This window comes from Paenibacillus sp. FSL P4-0184, assembly GCF_038004625.1.
GTDB lineage: Bacteria > Bacillota > Bacilli > Paenibacillales > Paenibacillaceae > Paenibacillus_AQ.
Window position 1 is genome coordinate 4,205,499 of record NZ_JBBORN010000001.1, and the last position, 25,577, is coordinate 4,231,075.

Sequence of the window (25,577 nt, forward strand, 5' to 3'; positions counted from 1 at the left end):
TATAGATTAAAGAAGGATGATTTCTTCAGCAGTGTTAATTTCTGGTAAACCAGCGAGTTTCACAAGGACTTGCTTAGGAACGGCTTTGTCAACGGTCAGCAGCATGATTGCAGCGCCCCCAACAATTTTACGTCCCACTTGCATGGAAGCGATGTTTACATCGTTCTCACCAAGCAATGTACCCACGAGTCCGATAATCCCTACTTTGTCGTTATGGGATACAAAGATTTGATGACCTTCAGGAGCAATATCAACTGGGAACTTATTCACTTGAACAATCCGTTCTCCGTAACCTTGCAGTAGGGTGCCGGCAACAAGATACTCTTGGTCACGATCAGCTTTTAGAGTAACAGTAATCAGGTTGGTAAAGCCTTTAGTTTTAGAAGCTTTAGTTATTACTACGTTCACGTCGCGTGTTTTCGCTAAATGCATGGAGTTTACGATATTAACGTCCTCTGCAAAGTGGCGGGAGAGCACACCTTTTACAATGTAGCGGGTTAGTGGTTGGGTATCTACATCCGAAAGATCACCAGCGTATTCAACATGGATCTCACGGATAGCAGCAGCTGCAATTTGGGTAACAAAGCTGCCCAGTTTTTCCCCAAGCGTGAAGTAAGGTTGAAGCTTATTCATTACACTTGGAGCCACTGGAGGAATGTTGACCGCGTTAATGAACGGTTCATTACGCAGAATATGCAACACTTGCTCCGAAACATCGATCGCTACATTTTCTTGAGCTTCAATCGTAGAAGCGCCAAGGTGAGGAGTCACGATGATTTTTGGATGAGACAGGAAAGGATGATCTGCTTGCGGCGGCTCTTTCTCAAATACGTCGAACGCAGCGCCAGCAACAATACCGCTATCTATAGCTTCTACTAATGCCATTTCATCAATTACACCACCACGTGCACAGTTGATGATGCGCATTCCCTTTTTCATCACTTCGAATTGTGGGCGAGAAATCATATGGCGTGTTTCCGGAGTAAGTGGAGTGTGCACAGTAATGAAGTCTGCTCCGCGAACAACATCGTCTACGGAAGCCAATTTAACTTCCATCTTTTCAGCACGTTCAGCTGTTAGGAAAGGATCGAAAGCAAGAATTTCCATACCGAAAGCTTTAGCACGTTTAGCCACTTCGCTACCGATTCTGCCCATTCCGAGTACACCTAAAGTTTTGCCACGAAGCTCTACACCTACGAATGTTTTTCTATCCCAGGTTCCACCGATTGTTTTTGCATAAGCTTGTGGAATATGACGGGCCAGAGCCATCATCATTGCGAAAGCATGCTCACAAGTCGTAATTGTATTTCCATCAGGAGCATTGATTACAACAATACCACGCTTTGTAGCAGCATCCAGTTTGATATTATCTACACCAACACCTGCACGACCAATTACTTTTAGATTTTTTCCTGCTTCGATGATTTTGTCTGTTACAGTAGTTTGACTGCGGACAAGGAGACCATCGTATTCACCGATAATTGCAATGAGTTCGTCTTCGCTGAGTCCTGTTTTTTTGTCAACAACTACATCTTCTGCGTCCATCAATTGCTGAATGCCCAAATCACTAATTGGATCCGATACTAATACTTTAAACATGGTTTCTTATCCCCCTTAAAGTTGAAAAGCTTTATATGTCGAGGACGCCTTTTTGGGCAATCCACAATACCTGAAGATTCACGAACTAGTAGAGAAAAAACATGTGATAATAGTAGATCAACGCGGTGTCGCATAAAAGAAACTGCGTGCAGAAGTGCCGCGAAATCGGTAACTTTGGGCAAAAAGATAGTATAGATTAGGTATTTAGAAATTAAAAAACTCCCGACCCCCATACTACTGCCGTAGTAAGGGACGAGAGTTATCTTCGTGGTACCACCCTAATTCACTGCAACTTGGAAGAAGCAGCCTCATTGGCCTGCAAAGGCCACACTGGTAACGGAGTTGATCCGATTGCACCTACTTTAAGGTTCGATACAATATCTCAGGAGCGCTAAAGACATCTGTTTGTCACCGGTTTGCACCAACCACCGGCTCTCTGAAGACTTCCAGAATCTTTGTTCCATCATCGTTTTTGATTGATTAATTTTTTCATAATGTAACACGGTAATGTAGATGTGTCAATAGGCTTTGAAAGTAGGCTTTCTTGAAGTGAACTTCATTTTTCGTTATGATTCAATGACTGGTTCTATTCATAAAAAAACGGGAGCTGTGGAATCGTCTCCTTGCTATAGTACTGCTCTCGCCACTTCATAAAATCCTCTACCTGTATAGCACCTGTGGAAATAAGCAGGGTTACTGAGGACTGAACATCCGTAAGATTCAATGAACTGGCTGTACCAGAATGTATCAAATCGTCTATTTTTGCAGTAATGTCCTGAGGATCGTAGGCTGCAAAAATTCCGCGATTTAACATCATATCAGCGATGGATGCGTTCTTTTGAAGAAAAGGCATTTTTTTCCACTGGATAAAGGACATGGTCTTTAGCTCACCAGCAACAGAAGGGATTTTCTGGTTTGTCTTAGAGCCCCACTTTAGCATAGAATCATAAAAGTTCTTTTGTGCGAGCAGTCCGAATTTAACCGCACCGGCAGTATAAGGATCATTTTTCAGCAATTTTGCCGTCTCTGCACCAGATGTACTTGCACTTATTTCACCAGAAGCTTTTGAGAATAAAGTTAAGCTTTTGAGTATGTTTAGCTGTGATTGATGTAATAAGGGAGAGTCGGAAAAGATAGAGTCCTGGTTAACTCTTTCATATTGTTTATCTGCTAGAAGGCTAAGATTCTTCATAGCTGCTGCATTTACACGGGCATCTGTACTGCGTGCTAACTTGTCCACTTGTGTGTTCCAATTCTGCTTGAATTCCCGATAAGGCAAAAATACGTTATGATAGAAAGTAACAAGATCCTTCTGTTGGTAAGAGCCCGTGAATTCTTCTAATCCATATCCATTACTGCTCTTTTGTTGCTCATATTTAGCTTCCGTTTTGTCTGCGCCAACCTTGACGCCTGTGAAAAATGCGGCGAAGGCGCAAATAAGGAAAAACAAAAAAAATAGAGTGTACAACATTTGTGTACGGGAGTTACGTTGGCTCATAATAAGTGCTCCTTTTTCTGGGGGAATTATCCTATGTATTATGTATTGATAGCAACATTATGGACGGTTTCTCTTTCGGAGCTGCCCCAAAAAATTAAAGAACAGGCAGGTCACGATGAAAAAATTCAAATTTGGCGAGATTAAGATAAAAAAAGTAGAGCCAGGTCAGTTAACAGACCGTCTTCTGCTCCTCAATCTCTACATTACTCAGGGGCTTACATTAATTATCGGTTTGATATGGATATTATTTCAGAAAAGAAATCCTTTTCAGCTATTAATTTTTCCAGAAAACGTACAATTTGTGGCATGGGGTCTTGGACTTGCTGCTGTAATGCTGGTAGTTGATTATTTATTGACTCATATTGTACCTGAAGAAAGCATGGATGACGGGGGAATAAACGACCTTTTATTTCGAAATCGGCCCGTATGGCACATTGTTGTAATTGCAGCTATGGTATCGATCTGTGAAGAGCTTCTGTTCAGAGGAGCCATTCAGTATTCCATTGGTCCTTATTGGACGAGTATTTTGTTTGCTCTTATTCATGTTCGCTATTTGCGCCACTTTGTACCTACCGGATGGGTATTCTTAAGCAGCTATGGTCTTGGATATATATACATTCAATCAGGAAGCCTATGGGCACCTATACTATGTCATTTCTTCATCGACCTTTTCTCTGGTCTGGTGATCCGCTACAGGAGGGAATCATGAGTGAGGAATTGAGCCGGTTGAAGTCTCGTCAGAAAAAGCGCAGTGGCGAAGGCAAAACTTCTGGCAAAAGTAAAAAAACGAATCCGCGATCGGAGGGGGCTCCTAGAAAGAGCAATCATTCCCGGACAACAACGGCAACTTTATCAAGGAAGGAGCGCCGTCCTGCGGCTTCTGCGAAGGGATCTAACGCTGGAAACAAAGAGCAGGAAGAATCTGTTCCATCACGTTCGAGTACGTATTCATCAGAACGGGTTCGGCTTAGTAAAATGTTTGTTAACTCTCTGATTTTCATTTTTGTAATATTGCTGGTAGCGCTCCTCTGGTGGGGAATTGAAGGGGCGCCGCCTTTGAGTACTTTATGGTGATTTTTTGGATTTGGGGATTGGTTGTGGTTGTGCTTTTGATCGCGCTAATCATTGCAGTGATTATGGTGAGTAACGCCTTTAGAAACAGAATTATTACCGAGGAAATAATTTTGAAGTCGCTCCCAGATGAGTTTGATGGATTTCGTCTCTTATTTATAACTGATATCCATCGCCGCCGCCTTCCAACAGCACTGCTGACTCCGTTAAAGGGAAAGGTGGGTGCTGTTTTATTAGGCGGTGATCTAACGGAAAAAAACAGTCCTCTGGATCGACTGACTGATAATATGACTTTAGTGACTTCTATTGCTCCTACCTATGTAGTACATGGAAATCATGATTATCGAGCTGATATTTCACTAATTGATCAGATTATCCGGGGCAGTGGTGCAAAGCTGTTAATGGATGAGAATGTGCGTATTGAACGTGAGGGAGCTTCTCTTTGGTTAACGGGAGTGGATTTTCCGAAAAAGGGTGGTAACACTTCTTATCAACCATTACCTGGATTAACGTCACATGCTTCTTCAATAAATAACACTTGTCGTATCATTCTTGTTCACGATCCGCTCTGGTTGTCCAAACGTCAAAGTGTGCCAGCGGATCTGATATTAGCAGGCCACACGCATGGAGGGCAGGTCATTCTTCCCTTTTTGGGTCAAAGGCATGTGGGAAATTTCTATCATAAATATGATGCAGGAATGTTTCAATGGCCCAGAAGAGATGGGACAGGAAGGGATGCGAAGCTGCTGATTAGCAGAGGGTTTGGAACCTCTCACTTGCCGATCCGCTGGGGAAGTCCTGCTGAGATGCACGTGCTAACGCTCCGTAAAGAGAAACATTAGAAAGCTGTCTTTGTACTGATTGAACGGGTGGACAAAAAAACAGGTAATCTCCTTTCCATCAAGGGGATTACCTGTTTTTATTTATCCTAATTAGGAATTAGCGCATCTTAAGCTCAATACTGCGAGGGTCTACAAAGCTATAGCCCTTGCCTTCAAGAGTAGTAAGCAGTTTATCCAACGCTTCAACTGTCCATGGTAGCTCATGCATCAGAATATTACTGCCGGAATGCAATTGATCCGTCACATTTTTGATTAACTTATCTGTTTTCTCGGTTTCTTTCTCTTTCATTTCCCAGTCCAGTGATCCATTGGACCAGGTCATATACAACATCCCATTCTCAGCGGAAATCTTCTTCCCTACATCTCCGCCAGCACCATGTGGGGGACGGAAAAACTGAGGGGCTTCACCAATAATCTCCTTGACCGCATTTTGAACGTCTTCGATTTGCTTTTTGACCTCAGTGTAAGACTTGTCCTTCAACACAATATGATCCCAGCTATGGTTGCCGATAATCCCTCCGCGGTTATGAATTAACTCTAGAAGCTCGGGATGCGCTTTAACGCGGTATCCATTCACAAAGAAGATCGCTTTGGCCTGATGTTTGTCCAGAACATCCATTAACGGATTAATCATTTCCGCATCTTTGGGACCGTCATCAAAAGTGAGCAACACGACTTTTTTATTTGTAGTTTCCTCATTTGGGACGATGTCGTAATTTTTGTTCATATGGTACAGCAGTGGAATTTCAGCGGAGGCTTCATCCTTACTGGCTGTATTATTACTACCTGTAGTTCCTCCATCTGCTGTCGCTTCAGGGGTAGGGCTGGCTGTAACTTCAGGGGAAGGCGCTGTAGTTTCTGCGCTCTGTGTAGCTACCGCCGTAGGCGTATTGTTTGTGGTGTTTGTATCCTCGGCTGTCTTTCCATTCGCACCGCTGTTACCACAGGCTGTCAGCAGTAAGGTAGCCAGTAGGAGCACTGATGTCATTTTACCCACTTTTTTCAACTCGCTTTCTTCTTATTAGGTTGCATGAGCGGCAATCTTTCCGCGAACACTAAACATGATTTTACCATACAAGGAGGCTGGAAATATGAATACTTCGTCATTTTTATGTGGGGTGCTGATGGGCGTCGCAGCCAGTATGATTATGTCCAAAAAGCGGAATTCTCTAATGTCTTCGCTGGGGCAATCGGGCGGTTCCATGAGTGGAGCAGCAGATAAAGCAAAAGAAAAAATAATTGGTATGGCTACGACAGGATTTGGAAACACTGCTGCTTCAAGCAGCAATGCTCAAAGTACTGGTTCGAACAGCGGAACCTCTGAGCATAAAACGGAATCACCGGCAAAATCAAAAGAATCCAATCTCAAATTACTGAAGGATTTCATTCGCAACAATCCTGAAGTGAAGAGCGAAGTGGAGCAAATTCTTAAAGAAACGCATACTGCCATACCGGGATTGTAACCGTAAAGGACTCCTTCAGAATCATTTTGAGGATGAAATATTCCGCAGAATGATTCTTTTTTATATTCAAGGGCTTGAAAATGGTTTATGAATTAGAATAAGCTCTTCAGTAGTGGCAATGCTTTAAGAGGATTTTATATATTTATTTTCGTGCATTTATCTCTGCAAAATGATAACATACATACATAGTAACCATTTTTGGCTCATTACTCGGGACTCATCATACATTATAATAAATGAGCTTGCAAAAGGAGGATCCTGTCATGAGAATAGAGCGATTAAGTCAAGATAAGATACGGATTTTCCTCACTTTTGACGACCTGAGCGAGCGGGGCATCCAGAAGGAAGACATGTGGCAGGAAGTTCCCAAGGTTCATGACCTGTTTACGGAGATGATGGACCAAGCATATAGTGAACTAGGTTTTGATGCTACCGGTCCGCTTGCCGTAGAAGTTTTCGCATTGCCCGCCCAAGGCATGGTCGTTATAGTGACCCGAGGAAAATATGATCACCATCAGTACGGTGCGTCCGGGGAAGAAGAATTGCCAGAAGAGATTTACGAAATGGAAGTTACTCTTGAACAAAGCGACTCCATTGTATATGCATTCCGCGATTTCGAGGTTCTTGTTGAAGCGGCCCATGTGCTCATTGGTAATATTACTTCCCAGGGGAAACTGTATTCTTATAACAATAAATGGTATCTGTACTTCGATCCTAAGGAATTTGAAGAAACAGCGTTGTCAGGTCTTGTTGGCGTACTAGCTGAATTTGGAGATTCCTCACCGGTTACTGAAGCTGTCCTCGATGAATACGGGAAGACAGTAATGCCGGAGAATGCAGTCCAGTTATTGTGCACTCATTTTAAGCGTCAGGATTAAATAGCATGATAGGGCTGATAAGCATTATTTTAGCTGATTAGCCCTATTCTTGTTCTTGATGGTATGGCGGTCAGTCATTCTTGAATTAAAGCTGTTATCTGCCTTGCTGTAATCAGCAGAATAAGGCGCTAGGGATATAGGGAGGTTATTCGGTGCTCGTGTTATCGGTTATTTCGTCGGCAGTAGCGCCGGGACTTGCTCTGCTGACCTTTTTTTATTTGAAAGATAAGTATGATCAAGAACCGCTTCATATCGTTATTAAGGTGTTCCTGCTAGGCCTTCTGATTGTATTCCCTGTTATGATCATTCAGAGAGGACTAATGCTGGGGCTGAATGGCGGTCCTTATGTGGAGTCGTTTCTCATATCCGCTGGCGTGGAAGAATGTCTAAAATGGTTTGTGCTTTACCATATGATTTATAATCACACCGAATTTGACGAGCCATATGATGGGATACTATACGCCGTAGCGATTTCGCTCGGCTTCGCAACAATAGAAAATATAATGTACGCTTGGTATAGCAATGCATCAATCGGTTCCATGTTCCTGAGAGCACTGCTTCCCGTTTCTGGACACGCTATGTTTGGTGTAATCATGGGCTATCATTTAGGGAGAGCCAAGTTCTCAAAAGGAGCTAAAACAAAAGGGATTCTGTTAATCTCTATCTTGCTGCCATGGTTGTGGCATGGGATTTATGACTTTATTTTGAGTACGACAGCTAACTACTGGATATGGTTTATTGTTCCTCTGATGGCTATTCTATGGTACGGAGGGATGGGGAAAGTGGATAGGGCAAATAGCCGGTCCCCTTTCCGCTTTCTGAAACGAGAAGAAGAGGTTAACCTATAATCGAGATGGACACACTTATATTCAAAGGATTGTTCCTTAGCGGGAGATTCCAGAGAGGAGAGAGGTGTCTTTTTTTGCGTATAAAAGTACGTATACTTTGCAAACAATGCGGTGAGACCTACATATTAAGAGGGATAAAAGAGCAGGGTGTGATTCAAACCGGCTTTAAGCAATGCCTTTGCAGTAATAGCAGTGGCTTTGAAATTGAAGAGAGAGCATAAGCGCTATGCTATGCAAATTTGGAGTGAATCCCCTCTATTCAAACACTTTAGTCATAATGTGTTACAGAAGGGTGCATAAGACTCCTAGTTTATTGTCAAACTAACGCCAATAAGCTATCGAAAGGAGTCTTGTAGCCTTATGTACAAAAGATTAAGTGCTGTAATGTTCCCGCTGACTGCGCTGCTGTTAATTGGAGCGCTCGTGTGGGGTTATCAGGAGAATCAGGAGAAGAATGCGATCCTAATTAAGGCGGAGAACCAATATCAGCGTGCCTTTCATGATTTGTCTTACCACGTGGAGCGTCTTCATGGAGAGCTGGGAAACACACTAGCTGTTAACTCCGCTTCTAACGGGATGCACCGCAAAGGACTTGTTAATGTATGGCGGATGACCAGTGAGGCGCAAAATGAAATTAATCAGTTGCCACTCACATTACTGCCATTTAGCAAAACGGAGGAGTTTCTGTCCAAAATCTCAAACTTTTCTTATAAAGCTGGGATTCGTGATTTCGCTAAGAAGCCTTTGACAGATGGTGAATTGAGCAATTTAAAAGCATTGTATAAGAGCTCTGGAGAAATCTCAAAAGATTTGCAAGATGTTCAGAATAAAGTGATTGGTAGCCGTTTGCGCTGGATGGATGTTGAAACCGCATTGGCTACAGAGAATAAGGCAGAAGATAATTCGATTATTGACGGCTTTAAGTCGGTGGACAAACGTGTCGAAGGTTACCCTGACTTGGATTGGGGTCCTTCAGTTGCAAGCATTTACGATAAACGCTCTGTAAAAATGCTTGGAGGTACCCCTGTTTCAGTTGAAGATATCAAACGTAAAGCCATTAAGTTTGCTAATGCAGGCTCGAATGCTAAGGTAGACGTTAAAGAAAACGGCAAAAATACAAAGTGGCCTTCTTATACGGCTACAGTCAGTGGTTCGAATAATAAGCAGATTATCAGTATGGATTTCACCAAAAATGGTGGTTTACTGATCTCTTATTACGATAACCGTGAGATAGGACCTGCTAAGGTGACCCTGGAAGAAGCAGTTACCAAGGCGGAGCAGTTTCTTAAGAAAAAAGGATATCCTCATATGACTGCGGTTAATGCTGACCGTTATGATAATATCGGGAATTTAACCTTTGTAACGAGCCAAAATGATGTCTTGATTTATCCTGAGAAAATGACGATCCGTATTGGACTTGATACTGGGACAGCGGTTGGATTTGAGGCTAGCGAATATGTCAATGAGCATAAGGACAATCGTAAAATTCCAAAGCCAAAGCTGACTCTGGCGGAAGCGAAGAAATTTCTGAATTCGGATTTCAATGAGAATTATCATCGCATGGCTTGGATTAAAAATGATGACTCCGTAGAAGTCTTGACTTACGAATTTGGCGGAGAGGTAAATGGTACTCAGTATCGTATTTATCTTAATGCGGACGACGGCATTGAAGAGTCCGTGGAAGAAATCAGGCCTTCTTCAGGGGGAGAACAAAAGTGAAAAAACAGGGCACATCCATTATTTGGATGGGCCCTTCTTTATTTTTGAAATTCAAATAATATTTATCTCATTGGGTGATATTCCCATGCTATAATCATTGTTAACTATACTGATTTGGCGGTGACATCTTTGTATCCTAAAATTAATGAATATCTATACATACAGGTTGCTTCCAGTGACGCTGCTGAAGCAGAAGTTGAATATAGATCGAGAATTGCAGAGACAGAGGACGACGCATTCCTGATTGAAATTCCTATGCAGGAGAGTGACGGTCGTCTGAAACGACTTTTTATGGGGGACGAGCTTTCGGTTTATTTTATTACTGAGGGTGGCATTAAAAATTACTTTAATACTCATGTTCTCGGGTTTAAAGAAGATGTAATTCGTATGGTCCGGATACAAAAACCAGAGGCGGATTCGATTTTCAAAATTCAGAGACGAAGCTTTTTTCGGGTGAATGCAGATCTTGAATTAGCTGTGAAGGATAGCTTTGGCAAAAGATTCCTTGTACGTACAGATGATATCGGCGGCGGAGGAACGTCTTTCTTGGTGGATCACCAAGTGAAGCTCGAGGTGGGAGCGAAATTATCCTGCTGGGTTCTAGTGCCTTATCGAAATGGTAGTATTGAGCATGTGGACTTTGAAGGTGAAGTGGTTCGGATTAAAAAGCTTGAAAACGGACGCCAATTGGCCATGCTGAAATTTGTGGCTATTACGGATAATGAGCGTCAGAAAATAATACGTTACTGCTTTGAACGACAGTTTGATTTCCGCAACCGATAGGCATTTTTCTTAGCTCTATTAAGTGTTCTGATTTTGCACTGAAGTATAAACTGTGGTATAATTTTATAAGTCGCAGGCAATGCCTGCTTTTTTCTTGATAATATCACCAAGCATATCCATTTGTATGTGCTCCTTGATATTGCAGGAACGAACTTGACATCGCTAGATGCTTTTCTTATGAAAGAGTGTTTGAGGAGGAATGCCCCGTTGGATAGGCAGGGTACACATACTTACGACAGAATTAACGTCGCCATCGACGGACCTGCCGGGGCAGGTAAGAGTACTGTAGCCCGATTGGTAGCCCAGAAGTTGTCTTATATTTATGTCGATACAGGCGCAATGTACCGGGCAATCACCTGGTATATGATCCGAGAAGGCATAGAACCGGAAGATCAGAATCAAGTGAACCAGAAAGTTCACGATATGGTTATTGAGCTTATTCCGGAAAAAGACATCCAGAAGGTGCTGATTAACGGGGAAGACGTAACGCCGCATATTCGGAGTCTTCAGGTTAGCGGCCTTGTGTCGCAGTATTCGAAGATCGAAGGTGTAAGGTCCAGACTGAGTCATTTGCAGCGTCAGATGGCGCTTCGCAAAGGCGTTGTAATGGATGGCCGCGATATCGGTACGACCGTGCTGCCCGATGCCGAAGTAAAGATTTTTATGACGGCAAGTGTGGAAGAAAGAGCTCTCCGTCGTTATAAGGAATTGAGAGACGCGGAATCGGTGACGCTTCAGCAGCTTGAACATGATATTGCACAGCGGGATCGTCTGGATGAAGGACGGGAAATTTCACCGCTGCGACGTGCGGAAGATGCGATTCTTCTCGACACGACCTTTATGGATATCGATCAAGTCGTGGAAGCCATTGTATCCCATTGTAGATCTCATGTTGACGGGGAGAGAAATCATTTATGATTTATGTATTTTGCCGAGGATTGCTTCGCTTGATTTACGCAATTGTTTTCCCGCTTAAGATTGTGGGGGAAGAGAATGTGCCAAAGGAGGGCGGGGTGCTGCTCTGTGCCAACCATATTAGTTTGCTGGATCCGATGACTATCGGGATTAAGTTAGACCGTCAAGTAAAGTATATGGCTAAGGCAGAACTTTTTGAGGTTCCTGTGCTTGGCTGGCTCATTAACAAATTGGGTGCTTTTCCGGTCAAACGTGGTGGTGTAAGCAAAGAATCCATTAAAACGGCCCTTAACACACTTCGCGGTGGTAATGTCATGGGTATCTTCCCGGAGGGTACGCGTAACTCTGACGCCGGAGTTGCCAAGAAAGGTGCTGCAAGCTTTGCACTTCGAAGCGGTGCTGCAGTTGTTCCAGCCGCTATTGTCGGTGAGTACAAACCCTTTCGACGGATGGTTGTAGTCTATGGGGCTCCTATAGATCTCAGTCAATTTGCCGGTGCAGGAAGTGAATCTCTCGAGGCTGTTACCGATGTCATTATGGAACGCATCAATGAGATGAAGAAGTCGGGTATACCAACTGTTGGTTAAGGGATAAACGGAATCACAAATTTCGTCCTGTGCTATGATTAAATAACGGCATAGTCGCTATTTTTTGGAACATACTATCTTTAAGTGTAATTTGTAATACCAAGCAATGCTTGTTTTGAACTCTGCTATACGCAGGTTTAAATAAATGGGGTTTTGAATCGAGGAGGCTAATCACATGTCTGAAGAAATTAAAAATCAGGAAACTACGGAGAGCAATGAAACCGTAGAAGCGGTGGAATCCGCTGTGACAGAAAATAACGGAGCTGTAGAAGAAGTTGCTGCCGTTAACGAAGAAGAAGTGACTAACCAAGCTGACTTGGAAATCATTTCTCTGAAAAAAGGCGATACCGTGAAAGGAACAATCGTCAAAATTGAAGATAACCAAGCTTATGTAAGCATTGGATATAAATACGACGGTGTGATTCCGATTCGCGAATTGTCCGCAGTACAACTGGACAACGCTGCTGCAGCAGTAGAAGTTGGACAGGAAGTAGAATGTAAAGTTGTTAGCATCAACGACAACAAGGAAAGCCTTGTTCTTTCCAAACGTGCTGTTGATAGCGAAAAATCATGGGAAGATCTTGAGAAGTACTTTGCTTCCCAAGAAGCTTTCGAAGTTACTGTGGCTGACGTTGTTAAAGGCGGTCTAGTAGCTGATGTTGGAGCACGTGGATTTATCCCAGCTTCCATGGTTGAGCGTCACTTCGTTGAAGATTTCAGCGATTACAAAGGCCGTACCCTTCGCGTTAAAGTGAAAGAACTTGACCGTGAGAACAGCAAAGTAATCCTGTCCGCTAAAGAAGTTCTTGAAGAAGAGTTCGAAGCTAATAAGCTTAAAATTATGGCTGAACTGTCTGAAGGTCAAATCATTGAAGGTACTGTACAACGTCTGACCCAATTCGGCGCATTTGTTGATGTTGGCGGAGTTGACGGTCTTGTACACGTATCCGAAATCGCTTGGAATCACGTAGAGAAGCCTTCTGATGTAGTTTCTGAAGGTGATAAAGTACGTGTTAAAGTACTTAAGGTTGATCCTGAAAAAGGAAAAATCAGCCTGAGCATTAAAGCTGCTGCTCCAGGTCCTTGGGACTCTGCTGCTGGCGAAATCAACATCGGTGATGTTGTAACAGGCGTTGTAAAACGTCTTGTGAACTTCGGAGCATTCGTTGAATTGCTTCCAGGTGTGGAAGGTCTTGTGCACATTTCACAAATCTCCCACAAACACATTGCTACTCCACACGAAGTATTGAAAGAAGGACAAGAAGTACAAGTGAAAGTACTGGACTTCAATCCATCCGAGAAACGTGTTAGCCTGAGCATCAAAGAAACTGAAGAAGCTCCAGCACCTACTGCTAGACCTGAACGCAGCAACAGCAGAGACAGAGCTCCTAAAGAAGTATTGAATAACCCTAACGTTTCTCTAAGCAACGAAGGCCTTAGCTTCACGCTTGCTGAACGTTTTGGAGACAAGTTGGACAAATTCAAAGGTAATAACTAATCCTGCTTTTTGAATATACGGGTAAAGTAATCGGCGAGCCCTCGATACGGGGGTTCGCCGATTCTCTTTTTCCAGTGACAGAAAGATTTATTGGAACTAACATGAGTGTTAGCCAATTTTAATGTTTTTTGCTATGATGAGTATCGTAAGGATGACAGGAGGAATGAATATGGCAAGACCCGTTGTGGCAATCGTTGGGAGGCCTAACGTCGGGAAATCGACGATTTTTAATCGGCTGATTGGCGATAGATTGGCCATTGTAGAAGATAAACCGGGGATTACACGTGACCGGATTTATGGTATTTCAGATTGGAACGGTAAGTCGTTCAGTGTGATTGATACCGGAGGTATTGAAATTGATGGAGATGACACGATTCTGAAATCAATCCGCGTTCAAGCGGAGCTGGCGATTGAAGAAGCGGATGTTATTGTATTTATGTGTGAGGCGAAGAGTGGTGTGACGAATTCAGATGAAGAGGTAGCTCAGATTCTGTTCCGTTCAGGTAAACCGATCGTTCTTGCCATCAATAAAGTGGATAATATGAAGCGTGCAGATGATATTTATGAGTTCTATAGCCTAGGTTTTGGAGATCCAATCGGAATTTCCGGTAGTCATGGTACAGGACTCGGTGACTTATTGGACGCTGTCGTAGAACGTCTGCCAGAGAAAATAGATGATGAATATGATGACGATGTCATTCGTGTAGCTTTGATTGGCCGTCCGAATGTAGGTAAATCCTCTTTGGTTAACGCAATTCTGGGTGAAGAACGCGTTATCGTTAGTGATATTGCAGGTACTACTCGCGATGCTATTGATACGCCTTTTGAACGTGATGGACAACGTTATGTGCTTATCGATACTGCAGGTATGCGCAAAAAAGGCAAGGTATATGAGAACATTGAGAAATACAGTGTTATGCGTGCGATGCGTGCGATTGAACGGGCTGATGTGGTTCTCGTTGTAATTAACGGTGAAGAGGGCATCATCGACCAGGACAAGCATATCGCTGGTTATGCACATGAAGCTGGTAAAGCATCTATTTTTGTTGTAAACAAATGGGATGCCATTGAGAAAGACGACAAGACTATGCAGAACTTCGAGTCTAAGATTCGTGACCACTTCTTGTTTATGAGTTACGCACCGGTTGTCTTCTTGTCGGCTTTAACTAAACAGCGCCTGCAAAAACTGCTGCCAGTGGTGCAGCATGTATCTCAACAGCATGCACTACGCATTACTACGCATCTGGTGAACGATGTTGTATCGGATGCCATTGCGATTAACCCTCCTCCAACTGACAAAGGCCGTCGCTTACGTATTAACTACGTAACGCAGGTTGCGGTGAAGCCACCGACGATCGTGGTGTTCGTAAATGACCCATCGCTGATGCACTTCTCCTATGAACGTTACTTGGAGAATAAAATCCGCGCGGCGTTTAATTTCGAGGGAACGCCAATCCGTCTCTTTACACGGCGCAAATCCGAAAACGAAGGTTAGGGGAGAAGAAGTGTGGCGCTTGAACTTCTGGTTATCGTTGTAAGCTATTTGCTTGGTTCTGTCAGCTTTAGTGTGCTGTTCGCCAAGCTACTAAAGGGAATTGATATCCGTCAATATGGGAGCGGCAATGCGGGGGCTACCAATACACTGCGTGTACTGGGAAAAGGTCCTGCGATATCTGTGCTAGTGCTGGATGTGCTGAAGGGTGTTGCCGCAGTTTGGTTAGGAACTTGGGTAGGCGGCTGGGGAACCTGGGTTGCTGCTCTTTGCGGAATCGCTGCCATTGTCGGACATAACTGGCCGCTTTACTTTCGTTTCCGTGGGGGAAAGGGCATCGCTACTACGATCGGTGTTATGGCCACACTGTGTTTATGGCCTGCACTGCTCGCTGGTGTTATCGCCATAGGATCTATCTTTATCACTCGTTACGTGTCACTTGGCTCGTTGATTTTTGTCGCGCTGACACCGGTCTTTCTATTGTTGACAGGATTTACACAGCCTGTGCTCTGGACCAGTATTATCATTGCGGTTTTTGCCTTCTGGCGGCACCGGACGAACATTGTTAAGATTGTAGAGGGCCGTGAGAACAAGATAGGCTCAAAAGTAAAAGGAGGGAATCGTGTTGTCTGATAAAGTAACCGTACTAGTAGCGGGGAGCTGGGGAACTGCGCTGGCAAGTGTGCTGGCTGCGAATCACTCGGAAGTTTATCTGTGGACACGTAACTCTGATCAAGCTGCCGAGATCAATGGTTCTCATATCAATAATAAGTATTTACCGGGGATTTCTCTGCCCGCAAACATCATTGCAACCACCGATCTGGAGACCGCAGTTTCCGGTTCTAAAGCGGTTGTTATTGTAGCCCCATCTTCAGGTATGCGACAGGTTGCTCGCAGTCTGAAGCCGTTCTGGAAGGATGAAATGCTATGCGTTCATGCTACGAAGGGCTTTGAGACTGAAAGCAAGAAACGGATGTCGATCGTTATTGCTGAAGAACTAGGCTGTGACGAAGGGCAGATTGTCGTTCTCTCCGGACCGAGTCATGCAGAGGAAGTAGTGCGCCTGTGTCCTACTACAGTTGTTGTGGCTTCACCTGATGATAAGCGTACTGCTGAAGCACAGGAATTGTTCATAAACAATGATTTTCGTGTATATACGAACCGTGATCAGGTAGGAGTAGAGCTTGCCGGCGCACTAAAGAATATTATTGCACTTGGTGCAGGTCTATCCGATGGTCTAGGATTTGGGGATAATGCTAAGGCGGCGCTTCTGACACGTGGACTGGCCGAGATTTCTCGGGTGGGCGTCGAGCTTGGAGCGAATCCTTTGACCTTTGCAGGGCTTGCAGGTGTTGGCGATCTTGTAGTGACTGCTACGAGCCAGCACAGCCGTAACTGGCGTGCTGGCTTTATGCTCGGGCAAGGGAAACCACTGGATGAGGTGCTGGAGTCGATGGGAATGGTAGTCGAAGGTATTCGTACCACGGAGGCAGCTTATGCCATTTCCATCAAGCTAGGGGTCCAAATGCCCATTACAGATCAAATTTATCATGTCCTTTTTAAAGGTAGAAGTCCACGTAGTGCTGTTGAAGCTCTGATGGGCCGTGATCGTAAACCTGAGCTTGAGGCAATATCTCAGGAAACTTGGGAGCAGTGGCATTCCTGATCCTGTTCACCTTTTTCCGCAAATTCTCATATGTTGTATTGGGGATTGACGGAGGAGGGATGAAAAGTGAGCAGAGATTTTTCCAAGGATGCATTGAACGCCATTAACAAAAAGGCGGGCAAGAACATTACGGAAAGTGCCGTCAAAAAGCTAGCCAGTACGGTCAAACCAGGAACTACGCAGAATGAAGCCCAGCTCCGCCAGTTAATTAAGCAGGTGTCATCGATGGCGAAAGTGCCGGTCAGTGAAGCTACTGTGCAGGAAATTATTAATGCCGTCAAAAAAGGCGGCGCAGGTTCCGGCACAATGGAGTCTTTAATGAAAATGATGCTTAAAAAATAGCTTTAGGTTGGGTGAGCAAAAGATTCAGAATCCATGAGATTCTGTTATCTTTTGCTCTTTTTTTATTTATTGTAAAACTCTCTCGGCTAAAATATCTTAATAATAATATATAAAAAATGATGTTTTTTTACAGAATAGGATAAGGTCATGATATAATAATCCCTAATATATTACAGGCGAATGGGGGCTTTGACCTTGGATCCGATGACAAAAATGTGGTTGTCCCTGATTGCAATGCTGATTATGGGACTGTCTGTATTTCTAATAACTTTTGCTCGGAGTAAAACAAAGGGACTGCTTAAAGCACTGCTGTCTATCCTTGCGTTTGTCATCATGTTAGTTGGCCTATTGGGCGGAGTTGTTTCGATTATGTAAGCAGTTACATAATGTTGAGGAAGGAAGTAACATCATGAAATCGCAAAATGGCGTCACCGTTATGTTTCAACCTGAAGGTCGTAAAGCTGTGGTGAATCGCGGTATCTCGTTACTGGAGGCAGCTCGTAAAGCCGGAGTGACGATTACCACTCGCTGTGGAGGCAAAGCAGGCTGTCTGATGTGCAAGGTTAAAATTGCGACTGAAGAGGCCACAGCGCTGAGACCGCCAGGGGATATTGAACGACGTAAGCTTGGAACTACGTTAGAAGAAGGAGTGCGTCTGGCTTGTCAGGCTGCCGTATGGAGCGATGTGACCGTTCAGGTGCCAGAAGATCCACTTAAGGCTGCTGTACGCCGTAAGCTTGAAGCTGCACGGCGTGGGGAAGAAGATGAGCTGTGGTAGTGTTAGATTGTCACCGTGGGAGGGACTCGGTTGGAGTTTATACGAAGAAAGAAGAAGCTAAAGGCAGGAGCAAGACTTTTTCTGGTAGTGATGTCAATCGCTCTTACTCTTTCCGGATGTCTGTATCCTGGAGAAGAAAAGCGTGCTAGCGTTAATTATCGAGAAAGTGTTAAACGGATACAAGCAGCCGTTGATGATTTTCAACAAAAGGAAGGTGTGCTTCCGATCCTTAATGCGGATGAAGCTACTCCAAGATATGAGAAGTTCCGGATAGACCTAGGCAAGCTGAACAATAAGGGATATTTGGATGATATTCCGGCTACGGCTTTTGAACAGGGCGGAAGCGCTTATTTTCTTATTTTGAATGAGGAAAGCGACCCAGTTGTTAAGGTGATGGACCTTGTTACCGTTCAAAAGGTGAATGATGTGCAGCGTCAGATCAATCGTTATAAATCAGCTCATGATGGCTCTTTGCCCGTACTTGATGAGCTATATCCTGGACTTTACACCATTGATCATAAGAAGGCAGGAACAAGCTCCATATCATTAACTAGCGTCTATTCCGGGCAGGTTCTTGATTTCATCATGGATAAGGCTGGAACGGTCTATGTAGATTATGTCTTTGATATTATAGCTGCCATCGAAAAGAATGGTGGGGAACATGACGAGAAAAAAGATTTGCGACTAGATCTGGAGGAAGCTTCTTATTACGTGCCCGTGAAGTCTTTGCCGTATCTATGGATTAACAATCAGCCTGTCCCGCAGTCTCCTAGTTGAAGTGAAAGTTAAAGCTTAAGAGCGTCTAAGCTTCGGTTATATCCGAAGGATTAGGCGTTTTTGTGTTGTTCAGATATTGCCTTAACAGAAGCTTAATTGTCGTACATAAATCGTAGATGGAATTAAGGTTCAGTTTAATGGCGCGTAAGACTGGATTGCTAGAATGAAGGTAAGAAAGGAGATTCAGTTCAGGCTAGAGATGAATCTTGAATAATTCATAATCGTTCAAAATTACAGACAAAAGGATGTTGATGAGATGAAACAAAAATTCATATGGACGCTTGCAGCGGCCTTAGTCCTGACCCCACTTATCCCTACAGGCGCGTTGGCTTCTAGCAGCGTAGTTGAGGTTCCTTCTAAGACGCTTGAGAAGCTCGCTTCTGAGAAAGCAGCGCTTCTAACTGAACAATATGGGATTACCAGCGTGCAGTATGCCTTGATCGACAATGGAGTGATCAAAGTATCGGGACAAAGTGGATTTAACGACGTAGAAGGGAAAATCCCTTTAACGAAGGAAACAATCTATGGTATTGGCTCTACGAGCAAAATGTTTACGGCGTCAGCGGTCATGAAACTAGTTGATGAAGGCAAGATCAATCTCGATACTCCTGTCGTACAATATATAACGGATTTTAAGATGGAAGATGAACGTTATAAAAAGATTACCCCACGCATGTTGTTGAATCACTCATCCGGTTTGCAGGGTTCGACTTTAACTAGTGCATTTCTATTTGATGATCCAGATACGTACGTACACGATACGCTGCTAGAGCACTTGTCTACACAGAAATTAAAGGCAGAGCCCGGAGCTTTCTCTGTTTATTGCAACGATGGATTCACGCTGGCTGAGATTCTTGTAGAAAGAGTCAGTAAAATGACTTTCACGGAATTCATTCATCACAATTTTGCAGTACCTTTGGGTATGAACCATACCATGACGCCACAAGATAAGGTAGATTCAAGCAAATTTGCCGGTCTTTACTCTCCTGCATATAAGGGCCAGCTCCCAACGGAGACGACCAATGCGATTGGTACAGGCGGAATCTACTCTACGGCGGAGGATTTGGTCCGATTCTCGCAAGTCTTTACTGGGAAGCGAGCAGATGTACTCTCAACCAAATCAGTACAGGCCATGGAGCAAGAAGAGTATAGAAAGGGATTTTGGCCCAAAGACGGGGATAATTCTGCTGACTACGGACTTGGTTGGGATAGTGTGCGATTATTCCCTTTTAACGATTATGGTATAAAAGCTCTTGTTAAAGGAGGAGATACACAGATGTATCAATCCTCCCTCGTCGTGCTTCCTGTACAGAATATGGCTGCAGCAGTCATTACCTCGGGCGGGAGCTCCTCAATTAATCAACTGCTGGCAAGTGAACTGCTCCTTCAGGCGATGAAAGAGAAGGGCGCAATTAAAGAAATCAAGCCAGATAAATCATTTGGCAAGCCAGTTAAGGCTGACATGCCAAAAGATCTTGTGAAATACGCAGGTTATTACAGTACTCTAGGCGATCAGTGGAAGGCAGCTATCAAAGACGGGGAACTCTTGTTATCTGGAATGACTGCTCCGGAACAAAAATTTATTTACACCACGGATGGAACTTTTGTTGATGAGGAAGGCAGCACAAAGGTTAATTTTGTAAAGGAAAGCAACGGACGGACTTATTTGTGGATGAGCCAGTATATTTCAGTTCCTGAATTAGGCCAGCTTGCGTATTCTGAATATAAGGCGGAGAAATTGGAAGTTGCAGCACTGAATAAACAAACCGCAGATGCGTGGGCAAAAAGAGAAGGTAAGTTATACTATCCAGTCAGCGAGAAATTCAGTTCCATCACCTATATGAACATGATTAGGCCAACAATACAGACAAGTGAGGGTTATTTCAAAGGTATGAAGATAACAGGTCCAAATACGGCTGGGAGCCAGCACCAAATTCCTGGCATCGCGGGCCGAGATACATTTGATATTCTTTTCTATGCCAAAGAGGGCGTAGAGTACTTTAATGCGGCTGGAACCTTGTATATGAGTGAGGACGGAGTGAAGCCGCTCTATAAAGGCAAATCGTCGATAGCTACTATACAAGCTGATGGTTATGCTAGATGGTTCAGTGTTCCCGAAACAGCGGCTGGAAAGAAAATGGTAGTTAAGATGCCAGCAAAAGGTGCTTTTATGGTATACGATGAAACGGGAGCCCTAGTGAATAACACGGTCATTAGTAGTAACAATGAGGTTGTACTACCTATTAAGGGCAATATTGTATTTGCCGGGAATGCCGGAGCTTCATTTGGTATTACGCTACTGAAATAGAGAGTAGATACGCATATATGGATTGGGCCAGCTATTATAGCTGGCTATTTTGTTAGTTCTATCAATGAACCCTACCTCATATGATGGATGAGAAAGCTTCCGGGCGTCAGACGCCTTGCGGCGCGCACAACTAATTTTTAGAAATTACATTGCAAAATGCGCGATTATGGGTCATAAATTCGTTCCGGATACATATGATGATACTAGTCCAAATGCATGTCCGAGCATTCGGAGTTTAGCGCGGGGCCAGTACGTCCCGGTCGAAAGCAGCTAGGCTTCGGGCGGGCATACGATAAGTCCGGTTGATGTCCTGCAAGGGTCAGATTACCGGCGGAACGCGAAGTCGATGCTCTTCAGGCATTTTTTCTTCGGAGTAATATGAGGAGGGGATCTCTTTTGGAAAAAGTGGATATTTTCAAGGACATTGCCGAGCGTACCGGCGGAGACATTTATCTTGGCGTCGTCGGCGCGGTTCGCACGGGGAAATCGACATTTATCAAGCGCTTCATGGAAACAATTGTCCTGCCTAACATCACGAATGAGGCAGATCGGGTAAGAGCTGTGGATGAGCTTCCGCAAAGCGCAGCAGGCAAAACAATTATGACCACTGAACCTAAGTTCGTGCCTAACAACGCAGTCCAAATCAAGGTTGCGGAAGGGCTTGAGGTTAACGTTCGACTGGTAGACTGTGTGGGTTACGCTGTAGAAGGCGCTAAAGGCTACGAGGATGAGAATGGACCACGAATGATCTCTACACCTTGGTTTGAGGAGCCAATTCCTTTTCAGGAAGCGGCAGAAATCGGGACCCGTAAGGTCATCCAAGAGCATTCAACGCTTGGTGTTGTAGTAACAACAGATGGTACGATTGCAGAAATTCCGCGGAACTCGTACGTGGACTCTGAAGAGCGCGTCATTGCAGAGCTGAAGGAAGTGGGTAAGCCATTTGTGCTTGTCATTAACTCCACTCGCCCACGCAGTGAGGAAGCACAGCAGCTCCGTAGCGAGCTAGCCATCAAATACGATATCCCTGTCATGACACTCAGCGCAGCAAACATGACCGAAGAGGATGTAACAGGTGTACTGCGTGAAGTATTGTACGAATTCCCTGTTCATGAAGTAAATGTGAACTTGCCAAGCTGGGTCATGGTGCTTGGAGAGAATCACTGGCTGCGTAGTAGCTATGAGAACTCCGTTCGCGACACGGTAAAAGACATTCGCCGCTTGCGGGATGTTGACCGGCTCGTATCTCAGTTCACAGAGTATGATTTTATCGATAAAGCAGGCCTAAGTGGTATGAACATGGGTCAAGGTGTAGCAGAGATCGATCTGTATGCCCCAGAAGAGCTGTATGATCAGGTTCTGATGGAGGTAGTAGGGGTTGAAATCCGCGGTAAAGATCACTTGCTCCAGCTGATGCAGGAATTCTCACACGCAAAAAGAGAGTACGACCGTTTCTCTGAAGCTTTAGAAATGGTCAAGACTACCGGTTATGGTATTGCTGCTCCTTCACTAGCTGAAATGGCGCTAGATGAACCAGAGCTGATTCGTCAAGGCTCTCGCTTTGGAGTTCGCTTAAAGGCCACCGCACCATCTATTCATATGATTCGTGTTGATGTTGAATCTGAGTTCTCACCAATCATTGGTACAGAGAAACAAAGTGAAGAGTTGGTCCGTTATTTGATGCAGGATTTCGAGAACGACCCGATTAAGATTTGGGAATCCGATATTTTTGGGCGCTCCTTGCATTCCATTGTGAGGGAAGGTATTCAAGGCAAGATCGCGATGATGCCGGATAATGCGCGCTACAAATTGCAAGAAACGCTTGGTCGGATCATCAATGAAGGCTCAGGCGGGCTTATTGCAATTATTCTCTAACTTAAATTTAAGCAGATTGGAAGAGTGGGAGAGATCCCACTCTTTTTATGCGTAAAAACAACGAAACTTGATTCCTAGTTCCTATAATAACGGTGAATCTGACTCAATTTTTTTTCTGAAAAGAAGAATTAACCTGGTCTTATAGGTCTATAAAATTAGATGGCAATTGGATGTTTATGCAAGCATAGATGATAATTTCTACTCCTTTTTTGTCTAACTGCTTGAATTTATGGATGGGCTGTATTACTATAAGTTTGTTGCGCTTCAAGGTCTATGGGCGCCAGTGTTCAGTAATAAACGGGATTATCACGTATATTTTACGTTTAAACGGAAACAGTGTATGATACCGGAAATTTACTCAGGGAGGTGAGAAAACATGAATAAATCTGATTTGATCAATGTAGTTACAGAAGCAACTGAACTTCCCAAGAAGGATGCTACTAAAGCTGTAGATGCGGTTTTCGAAGCAATTACAGAAGCGCTGCAAAGCGGTGATAAAGTACAACTGGTTGGATTCGGAAACTTTGAAGTGCGCGAACGTTCCGCACGTAAAGGCCGTAACCCACAAACTGGTGAAGAAATCGAAATTCCTGCAAGCAAGGTACCGGCATTCAAACCTGGTAAGGCGCTGAAAGACGGAATCAAATAAAGATTTCTACATATCAATCCCATAGTCTTTTTAAGTAACAACTATGCCGCCCTCCAAGGCGGCATTTGTTTTTTGGAATAGCATGGGCTGTACATTAGGTTTAGAGGAGGATCAGCGATGACGGATAAAAATACGAGCGAAAATCCGCTTCCGACAGGTAGCGACTATATTGTGGTTAAGGCCAAAGAAAATGGCGTTCAAGTCATTGGGCTAACTAGAGGTACGGATACACGCTTTCATCATACAGAGAAGCTAGACAAGGGTGAGGTGTTGATTGCCCAATTTACCGATCATACCTCAGCAATGAAAATCCGCGGAAAAGCTGAAATTTTAACGAAACACGGACAATTGGAAAGTGAAAGCTGAAAAGCAGGCATAGCCTGCTTTTTTTCAAAATATAGTAAGGGTGAATGATCATATCCACAAAAAAAGTGGGTACTATGGATAAGGGGGCGTGTCCATGAACAAAGCCTGGTTGATCGGTGCCGTATTACTCTTGACTGCGACCTCTGCTGTTATTTTGCCGAAACTGGCAGACTTAGACTCATCCGTACAGCAGAAAAATGGGACAGTGGAGACTTTTACTGGCAGCCATAACACAGTGCTGGGCAATGACAATCTTGTTGATGTTCTGGGCGCTCTTCCGTTGACCTTATCCATAGATAGCGTTGGCTGGGAAGATCATGTTCTGTCACTGGATCTGAAAGTGAGCGGGAACGATCATGAACCTGAGGAACTCTATCAAAATATGGCTCAGGCCATTTCCTTTGCTATTCAGGAAACCTCGAATGTGGATCAACTTCTACTTCGTATTGTGGTAGAAGATAAATGGCTTGGTAGCCGCCGACTGCTGTTAGCTGGTGATATCAGACGTTCTGAATGGTCTTATACGCTGCAAGATGAACTTCAGTCTGCGGGTAATCTTCCTATATCGGATCGTCTCAAAACGGGCTTCCGCATTAGTGAAACCGAGCTCTGGAAGAAACAGTTCATTTATCCTTGAATGGATTAAAAGAAACTCAGGCGTACCACAGTGCGTGACAAAAAAACATGTGATATAATAGACAAGATTGTGAACAAACGAATTATTATTATGTCAATGGCTTCGGAGGCTGAAATGAAACCGTACTGCATACCGCAACTGGCTAAACCCTACACCGACTACGACATGATTCAGAAGCATACGGATTTGCCGCCGTTTTCTGATGGCCGGGGTCATTTGTTATATATTTTTCTAAATCATGCTTCTTCTGCAAAAGGAAGTGCCGGAGAGTTGTACACGCTTGTGACAGCGCTTGTTCAACTAGGTCTGGACACGCATGAGGTTATTGACCGTTCGAATGATAGACGGGGGGGAGACCCTATGCGTTCCCGTCAATTGAAGGTTCTAGCTGGCGATTACTTCAGCAGCTGGTTTTACCATTTGCTTGCAAAGAGTGATCAGATCGAGATGATTGGAATCTTGAGTAAGGCGATTGCAGATTTCAATGTCTTGAAAGCGAATCTCTACGTGAAGATGAGAGGCATACGCCTTTCGGCTGAACAATACTTGCGGCACATGGTACAGCTGAATATGCGGCTGTTCCTTTCTTTTACGCCTATGATTGAGAACTCCTTAGTGGAGCTGTGGGAAAAACTGCTGGCAGAATTCAGTCAGTGCGAGACCGTTGCTATTGAGCTTCTTCGTAGTGATGATCCTGCGAATGCAGGGAATGGCTATTGCTACTGGAAGATGATGGAGACTGCAACGGAGGAAGAACGTAAGCAACTTCAAGACCTGAACCTTGATCAGAAGGAATGGAAGATGCTAAAAATGAAATATAAATGTGATTCGCAACTGACGGACAAGCTTCATCAATCGCTTCAGTCTATTCAGGGGCTATTGCAAAGCGTTAAAGACGAGAGTTTACTTAGAGAGCTAGAGATCGCGCTGGATCGTTTTCTCCTGCAGATGAAGGTCACAGGACAAGCAGCCGTGGAGGGTTAAGG

Annotated in this window: 27 protein-coding genes and 1 other annotated feature; of the genes, 24 read left to right on the forward strand and 3 right to left on the reverse strand. The window is 44.0% G+C overall.

All coding sequences use genetic code 11. The annotated features are described in order from the left end of the window. Positions 1-6: 6 nt before the first annotated feature. Positions 7-1,599 (reverse strand): phosphoglycerate dehydrogenase, encoded by a 1,593-nt coding sequence (gene serA, locus MKY52_RS18385; RefSeq protein ID WP_076284555.1) that lies wholly within the window; start codon positions 1,597-1,599, stop codon positions 7-9. Positions 1,600-1,844: 245 nt separating this feature from the next. Next, positions 1,845-2,075, reverse strand: a binding site (T-box leader). A gap of 110 nt (positions 2,076-2,185) precedes the next feature. Next, entirely contained in the window at positions 2,186-3,097 is a 912-nt protein-coding gene (locus MKY52_RS18390) for a hypothetical protein (protein ID WP_341052713.1), read from the reverse strand. A gap of 115 nt (positions 3,098-3,212) precedes the next feature. Here MKY52_RS18390 and MKY52_RS18395 point away from each other — a divergent pair, with 115 nt between their 5' ends. Genes MKY52_RS18395 through MKY52_RS18405 form a run of 3 tightly spaced genes read left to right on the forward strand, consistent with a single transcriptional unit; the run spans position 3,213 to position 5,010 of the window. Continuing rightward, positions 3,213-3,806, forward strand: a complete 594-nt coding sequence (locus MKY52_RS18395) for a CPBP family intramembrane glutamic endopeptidase (protein WP_339242740.1) — start codon at positions 3,213-3,215, stop codon at positions 3,804-3,806. Then, the gene (locus MKY52_RS18400; protein WP_341052717.1) at positions 3,803-4,171 is read left to right on the forward strand and encodes a hypothetical protein; all 369 of its coding nucleotides are present in this window, start codon (positions 3,803-3,805) and stop codon (positions 4,169-4,171) included. The genes MKY52_RS18395 and MKY52_RS18400 overlap by 4 nt, the downstream gene beginning before the upstream one ends. Then, the gene (locus MKY52_RS18405) at positions 4,165-5,010 is read left to right on the forward strand and encodes a metallophosphoesterase (protein WP_341052719.1); all 846 of its coding nucleotides are present in this window, start codon (positions 4,165-4,167) and stop codon (positions 5,008-5,010) included. Before MKY52_RS18400 ends, MKY52_RS18405 begins: the two co-directional genes overlap by 7 nt. 97 nt (positions 5,011-5,107) lie before the next feature. Here MKY52_RS18405 and MKY52_RS18410 read toward each other — a convergent pair whose 3' ends face one another. Continuing rightward, positions 5,108-6,016 carry a polysaccharide deacetylase family protein gene (locus MKY52_RS18410; protein WP_445667127.1) on the reverse strand — a complete coding sequence of 303 codons (909 nt, stop codon included), beginning with the start codon at positions 6,014-6,016 and terminating at the stop codon, positions 5,108-5,110. A gap of 85 nt (positions 6,017-6,101) precedes the next feature. Here MKY52_RS18410 and MKY52_RS18415 point away from each other — a divergent pair, with 85 nt between their 5' ends. From MKY52_RS18415 to MKY52_RS18515, 21 genes are all read left to right on the forward strand, one after another. Then, entirely contained in the window at positions 6,102-6,473 is a 372-nt protein-coding gene (locus tag MKY52_RS18415) for a hypothetical protein (RefSeq protein ID WP_341052721.1), read from the forward strand. A gap of 263 nt (positions 6,474-6,736) precedes the next feature. Then, entirely contained in the window at positions 6,737-7,351 is a 615-nt protein-coding gene (locus MKY52_RS18420) for a genetic competence negative regulator (RefSeq protein ID WP_042190227.1), read from the forward strand. A 152-nt stretch (positions 7,352-7,503) separates the two neighbouring features. After that, positions 7,504-8,199: a glutamic-type intramembrane protease PrsW gene (prsW, locus tag MKY52_RS18425; RefSeq protein ID WP_042129603.1), complete on the forward strand. Its 696-nt coding sequence runs from the start codon at positions 7,504-7,506 to the stop codon at positions 8,197-8,199. A 360-nt stretch (positions 8,200-8,559) separates the two neighbouring features. Further along, positions 8,560-9,918 carry a germination protein YpeB gene (gene ypeB / locus MKY52_RS18430; protein ID WP_341052723.1) on the forward strand — a complete coding sequence of 453 codons (1,359 nt, stop codon included), beginning with the start codon at positions 8,560-8,562 and terminating at the stop codon, positions 9,916-9,918. Positions 9,919-10,047: 129 nt separating this feature from the next. Then, the gene (locus tag MKY52_RS18435) at positions 10,048-10,701 is read left to right on the forward strand and encodes a flagellar brake protein (protein WP_042190221.1); all 654 of its coding nucleotides are present in this window, start codon (positions 10,048-10,050) and stop codon (positions 10,699-10,701) included. A 207-nt stretch (positions 10,702-10,908) separates the two neighbouring features. Continuing rightward, the gene (gene cmk / locus MKY52_RS18440; RefSeq protein ID WP_231573321.1) at positions 10,909-11,619 is read left to right on the forward strand and encodes a (d)CMP kinase; all 711 of its coding nucleotides are present in this window, start codon (positions 10,909-10,911) and stop codon (positions 11,617-11,619) included. Beyond that, positions 11,616-12,203, forward strand: coding sequence for a lysophospholipid acyltransferase family protein (locus MKY52_RS18445; protein ID WP_042190219.1), 588 nt, complete (start codon positions 11,616-11,618; stop codon positions 12,201-12,203). The genes cmk and MKY52_RS18445 overlap by 4 nt, the downstream gene beginning before the upstream one ends. Positions 12,204-12,378: 175 nt before the next feature. Continuing rightward, entirely contained in the window at positions 12,379-13,701 is a 1,323-nt protein-coding gene (gene rpsA / locus MKY52_RS18450; RefSeq protein ID WP_256716304.1) for a 30S ribosomal protein S1, read from the forward strand. A gap of 169 nt (positions 13,702-13,870) precedes the next feature. Next, a complete protein-coding gene (gene der, locus MKY52_RS18455) occupies positions 13,871-15,196 on the forward strand; it encodes a ribosome biogenesis GTPase Der (RefSeq protein ID WP_042190218.1) in 1,326 nt (441 codons plus the stop codon). Between the two features lie 12 nt (positions 15,197-15,208). Continuing rightward, positions 15,209-15,826, forward strand: coding sequence for a glycerol-3-phosphate 1-O-acyltransferase PlsY (gene plsY / locus MKY52_RS18460; RefSeq protein ID WP_042129592.1), 618 nt, complete (start codon positions 15,209-15,211; stop codon positions 15,824-15,826). Continuing rightward, positions 15,819-16,859: an NAD(P)H-dependent glycerol-3-phosphate dehydrogenase gene (locus tag MKY52_RS18465; protein WP_042190215.1), complete on the forward strand. Its 1,041-nt coding sequence runs from the start codon at positions 15,819-15,821 to the stop codon at positions 16,857-16,859. Before plsY ends, MKY52_RS18465 begins: the two co-directional genes overlap by 8 nt. Before the next feature lie 66 nt (positions 16,860-16,925). Further along, complete coding sequence (locus MKY52_RS18470) at positions 16,926-17,201, forward strand: stage VI sporulation protein F (RefSeq protein ID WP_042190213.1); 276 nt, start codon at positions 16,926-16,928, stop codon at positions 17,199-17,201. A gap of 195 nt (positions 17,202-17,396) precedes the next feature. Then, complete coding sequence (locus MKY52_RS18475) at positions 17,397-17,576, forward strand: DUF2768 family protein (protein ID WP_042129589.1); 180 nt, start codon at positions 17,397-17,399, stop codon at positions 17,574-17,576. A gap of 34 nt (positions 17,577-17,610) precedes the next feature. Next, positions 17,611-17,979: a 2Fe-2S iron-sulfur cluster-binding protein gene (locus MKY52_RS18480; protein ID WP_341052725.1), complete on the forward strand. Its 369-nt coding sequence runs from the start codon at positions 17,611-17,613 to the stop codon at positions 17,977-17,979. Positions 17,980-18,009: 30 nt separating this feature from the next. Beyond that, complete coding sequence (locus tag MKY52_RS18485) at positions 18,010-18,756, forward strand: hypothetical protein (RefSeq protein ID WP_341052726.1); 747 nt, start codon at positions 18,010-18,012, stop codon at positions 18,754-18,756. A 256-nt stretch (positions 18,757-19,012) separates the two neighbouring features. Further along, positions 19,013-21,064 (forward strand): serine hydrolase domain-containing protein, encoded by a 2,052-nt coding sequence (locus MKY52_RS18490; RefSeq protein ID WP_341052728.1) that lies wholly within the window; start codon positions 19,013-19,015, stop codon positions 21,062-21,064. Between the two features lie 396 nt (positions 21,065-21,460). Further along, a complete protein-coding gene (spoIVA, locus tag MKY52_RS18495; protein WP_042129583.1) occupies positions 21,461-22,939 on the forward strand; it encodes a stage IV sporulation protein A in 1,479 nt (492 codons plus the stop codon). A gap of 376 nt (positions 22,940-23,315) precedes the next feature. Next, on the forward strand, positions 23,316-23,588 hold the full coding sequence (locus MKY52_RS18500; protein ID WP_036676223.1) for an HU family DNA-binding protein: 273 nt from the start codon (positions 23,316-23,318) through the stop codon (positions 23,586-23,588). A 117-nt stretch (positions 23,589-23,705) separates the two neighbouring features. After that, complete coding sequence (gene mtrB, locus MKY52_RS18505) at positions 23,706-23,954, forward strand: trp RNA-binding attenuation protein MtrB (RefSeq protein ID WP_042190204.1); 249 nt, start codon at positions 23,706-23,708, stop codon at positions 23,952-23,954. Between the two features lie 94 nt (positions 23,955-24,048). Beyond that, entirely contained in the window at positions 24,049-24,591 is a 543-nt protein-coding gene (locus MKY52_RS18510; RefSeq protein ID WP_341052729.1) for a hypothetical protein, read from the forward strand. A gap of 30 nt (positions 24,592-24,621) precedes the next feature. Next, entirely contained in the window at positions 24,622-25,575 is a 954-nt protein-coding gene (locus MKY52_RS18515; RefSeq protein WP_231573320.1) for a heptaprenyl diphosphate synthase component 1, read from the forward strand. The last annotated feature ends 2 nt before the right edge of the window (positions 25,576-25,577 follow it).

Coding starts and splice junctions, on each gene's coding strand:
- MKY52_RS18480 (WP_341052725.1), top strand. CDS start 17,611: ATGAAATCGCAAAATGGCGTCACCGTTATGTTTCAACCTGAAGGTCGT.
- MKY52_RS18490 (WP_341052728.1), top strand. CDS start 19,013: ATGAAACAAAAATTCATATGGACGCTTGCAGCGGCCTTAGTCCTGACC.
- MKY52_RS18400 (WP_341052717.1), top strand. CDS start 3,803: ATGAGTGAGGAATTGAGCCGGTTGAAGTCTCGTCAGAAAAAGCGCAGT.
- MKY52_RS18500 (WP_036676223.1), top strand. CDS start 23,316: ATGAATAAATCTGATTTGATCAATGTAGTTACAGAAGCAACTGAACTT.
- serA (WP_076284555.1), bottom strand. CDS start 1,599: ATGTTTAAAGTATTAGTATCGGATCCAATTAGTGATTTGGGCATTCAG.
- MKY52_RS18390 (WP_341052713.1), bottom strand. CDS start 3,097: ATGAGCCAACGTAACTCCCGTACACAAATGTTGTACACTCTATTTTTT.
- MKY52_RS18415 (WP_341052721.1), top strand. CDS start 6,102: ATGAATACTTCGTCATTTTTATGTGGGGTGCTGATGGGCGTCGCAGCC.
- MKY52_RS18420 (WP_042190227.1), top strand. CDS start 6,737: ATGAGAATAGAGCGATTAAGTCAAGATAAGATACGGATTTTCCTCACT.
- ypeB (WP_341052723.1), top strand. CDS start 8,560: ATGTACAAAAGATTAAGTGCTGTAATGTTCCCGCTGACTGCGCTGCTG.
- MKY52_RS18510 (WP_341052729.1), top strand. CDS start 24,049: ATGAACAAAGCCTGGTTGATCGGTGCCGTATTACTCTTGACTGCGACC.
- mtrB (WP_042190204.1), top strand. CDS start 23,706: ATGACGGATAAAAATACGAGCGAAAATCCGCTTCCGACAGGTAGCGAC.
- der (WP_042190218.1), top strand. CDS start 13,871: ATGGCAAGACCCGTTGTGGCAATCGTTGGGAGGCCTAACGTCGGGAAA.
- MKY52_RS18445 (WP_042190219.1), top strand. CDS start 11,616: ATGATTTATGTATTTTGCCGAGGATTGCTTCGCTTGATTTACGCAATT.
- MKY52_RS18395 (WP_339242740.1), top strand. CDS start 3,213: ATGAAAAAATTCAAATTTGGCGAGATTAAGATAAAAAAAGTAGAGCCA.
- rpsA (WP_256716304.1), top strand. CDS start 12,379: ATGTCTGAAGAAATTAAAAATCAGGAAACTACGGAGAGCAATGAAACC.
- MKY52_RS18405 (WP_341052719.1), top strand. CDS start 4,165: ATGGTGATTTTTTGGATTTGGGGATTGGTTGTGGTTGTGCTTTTGATC.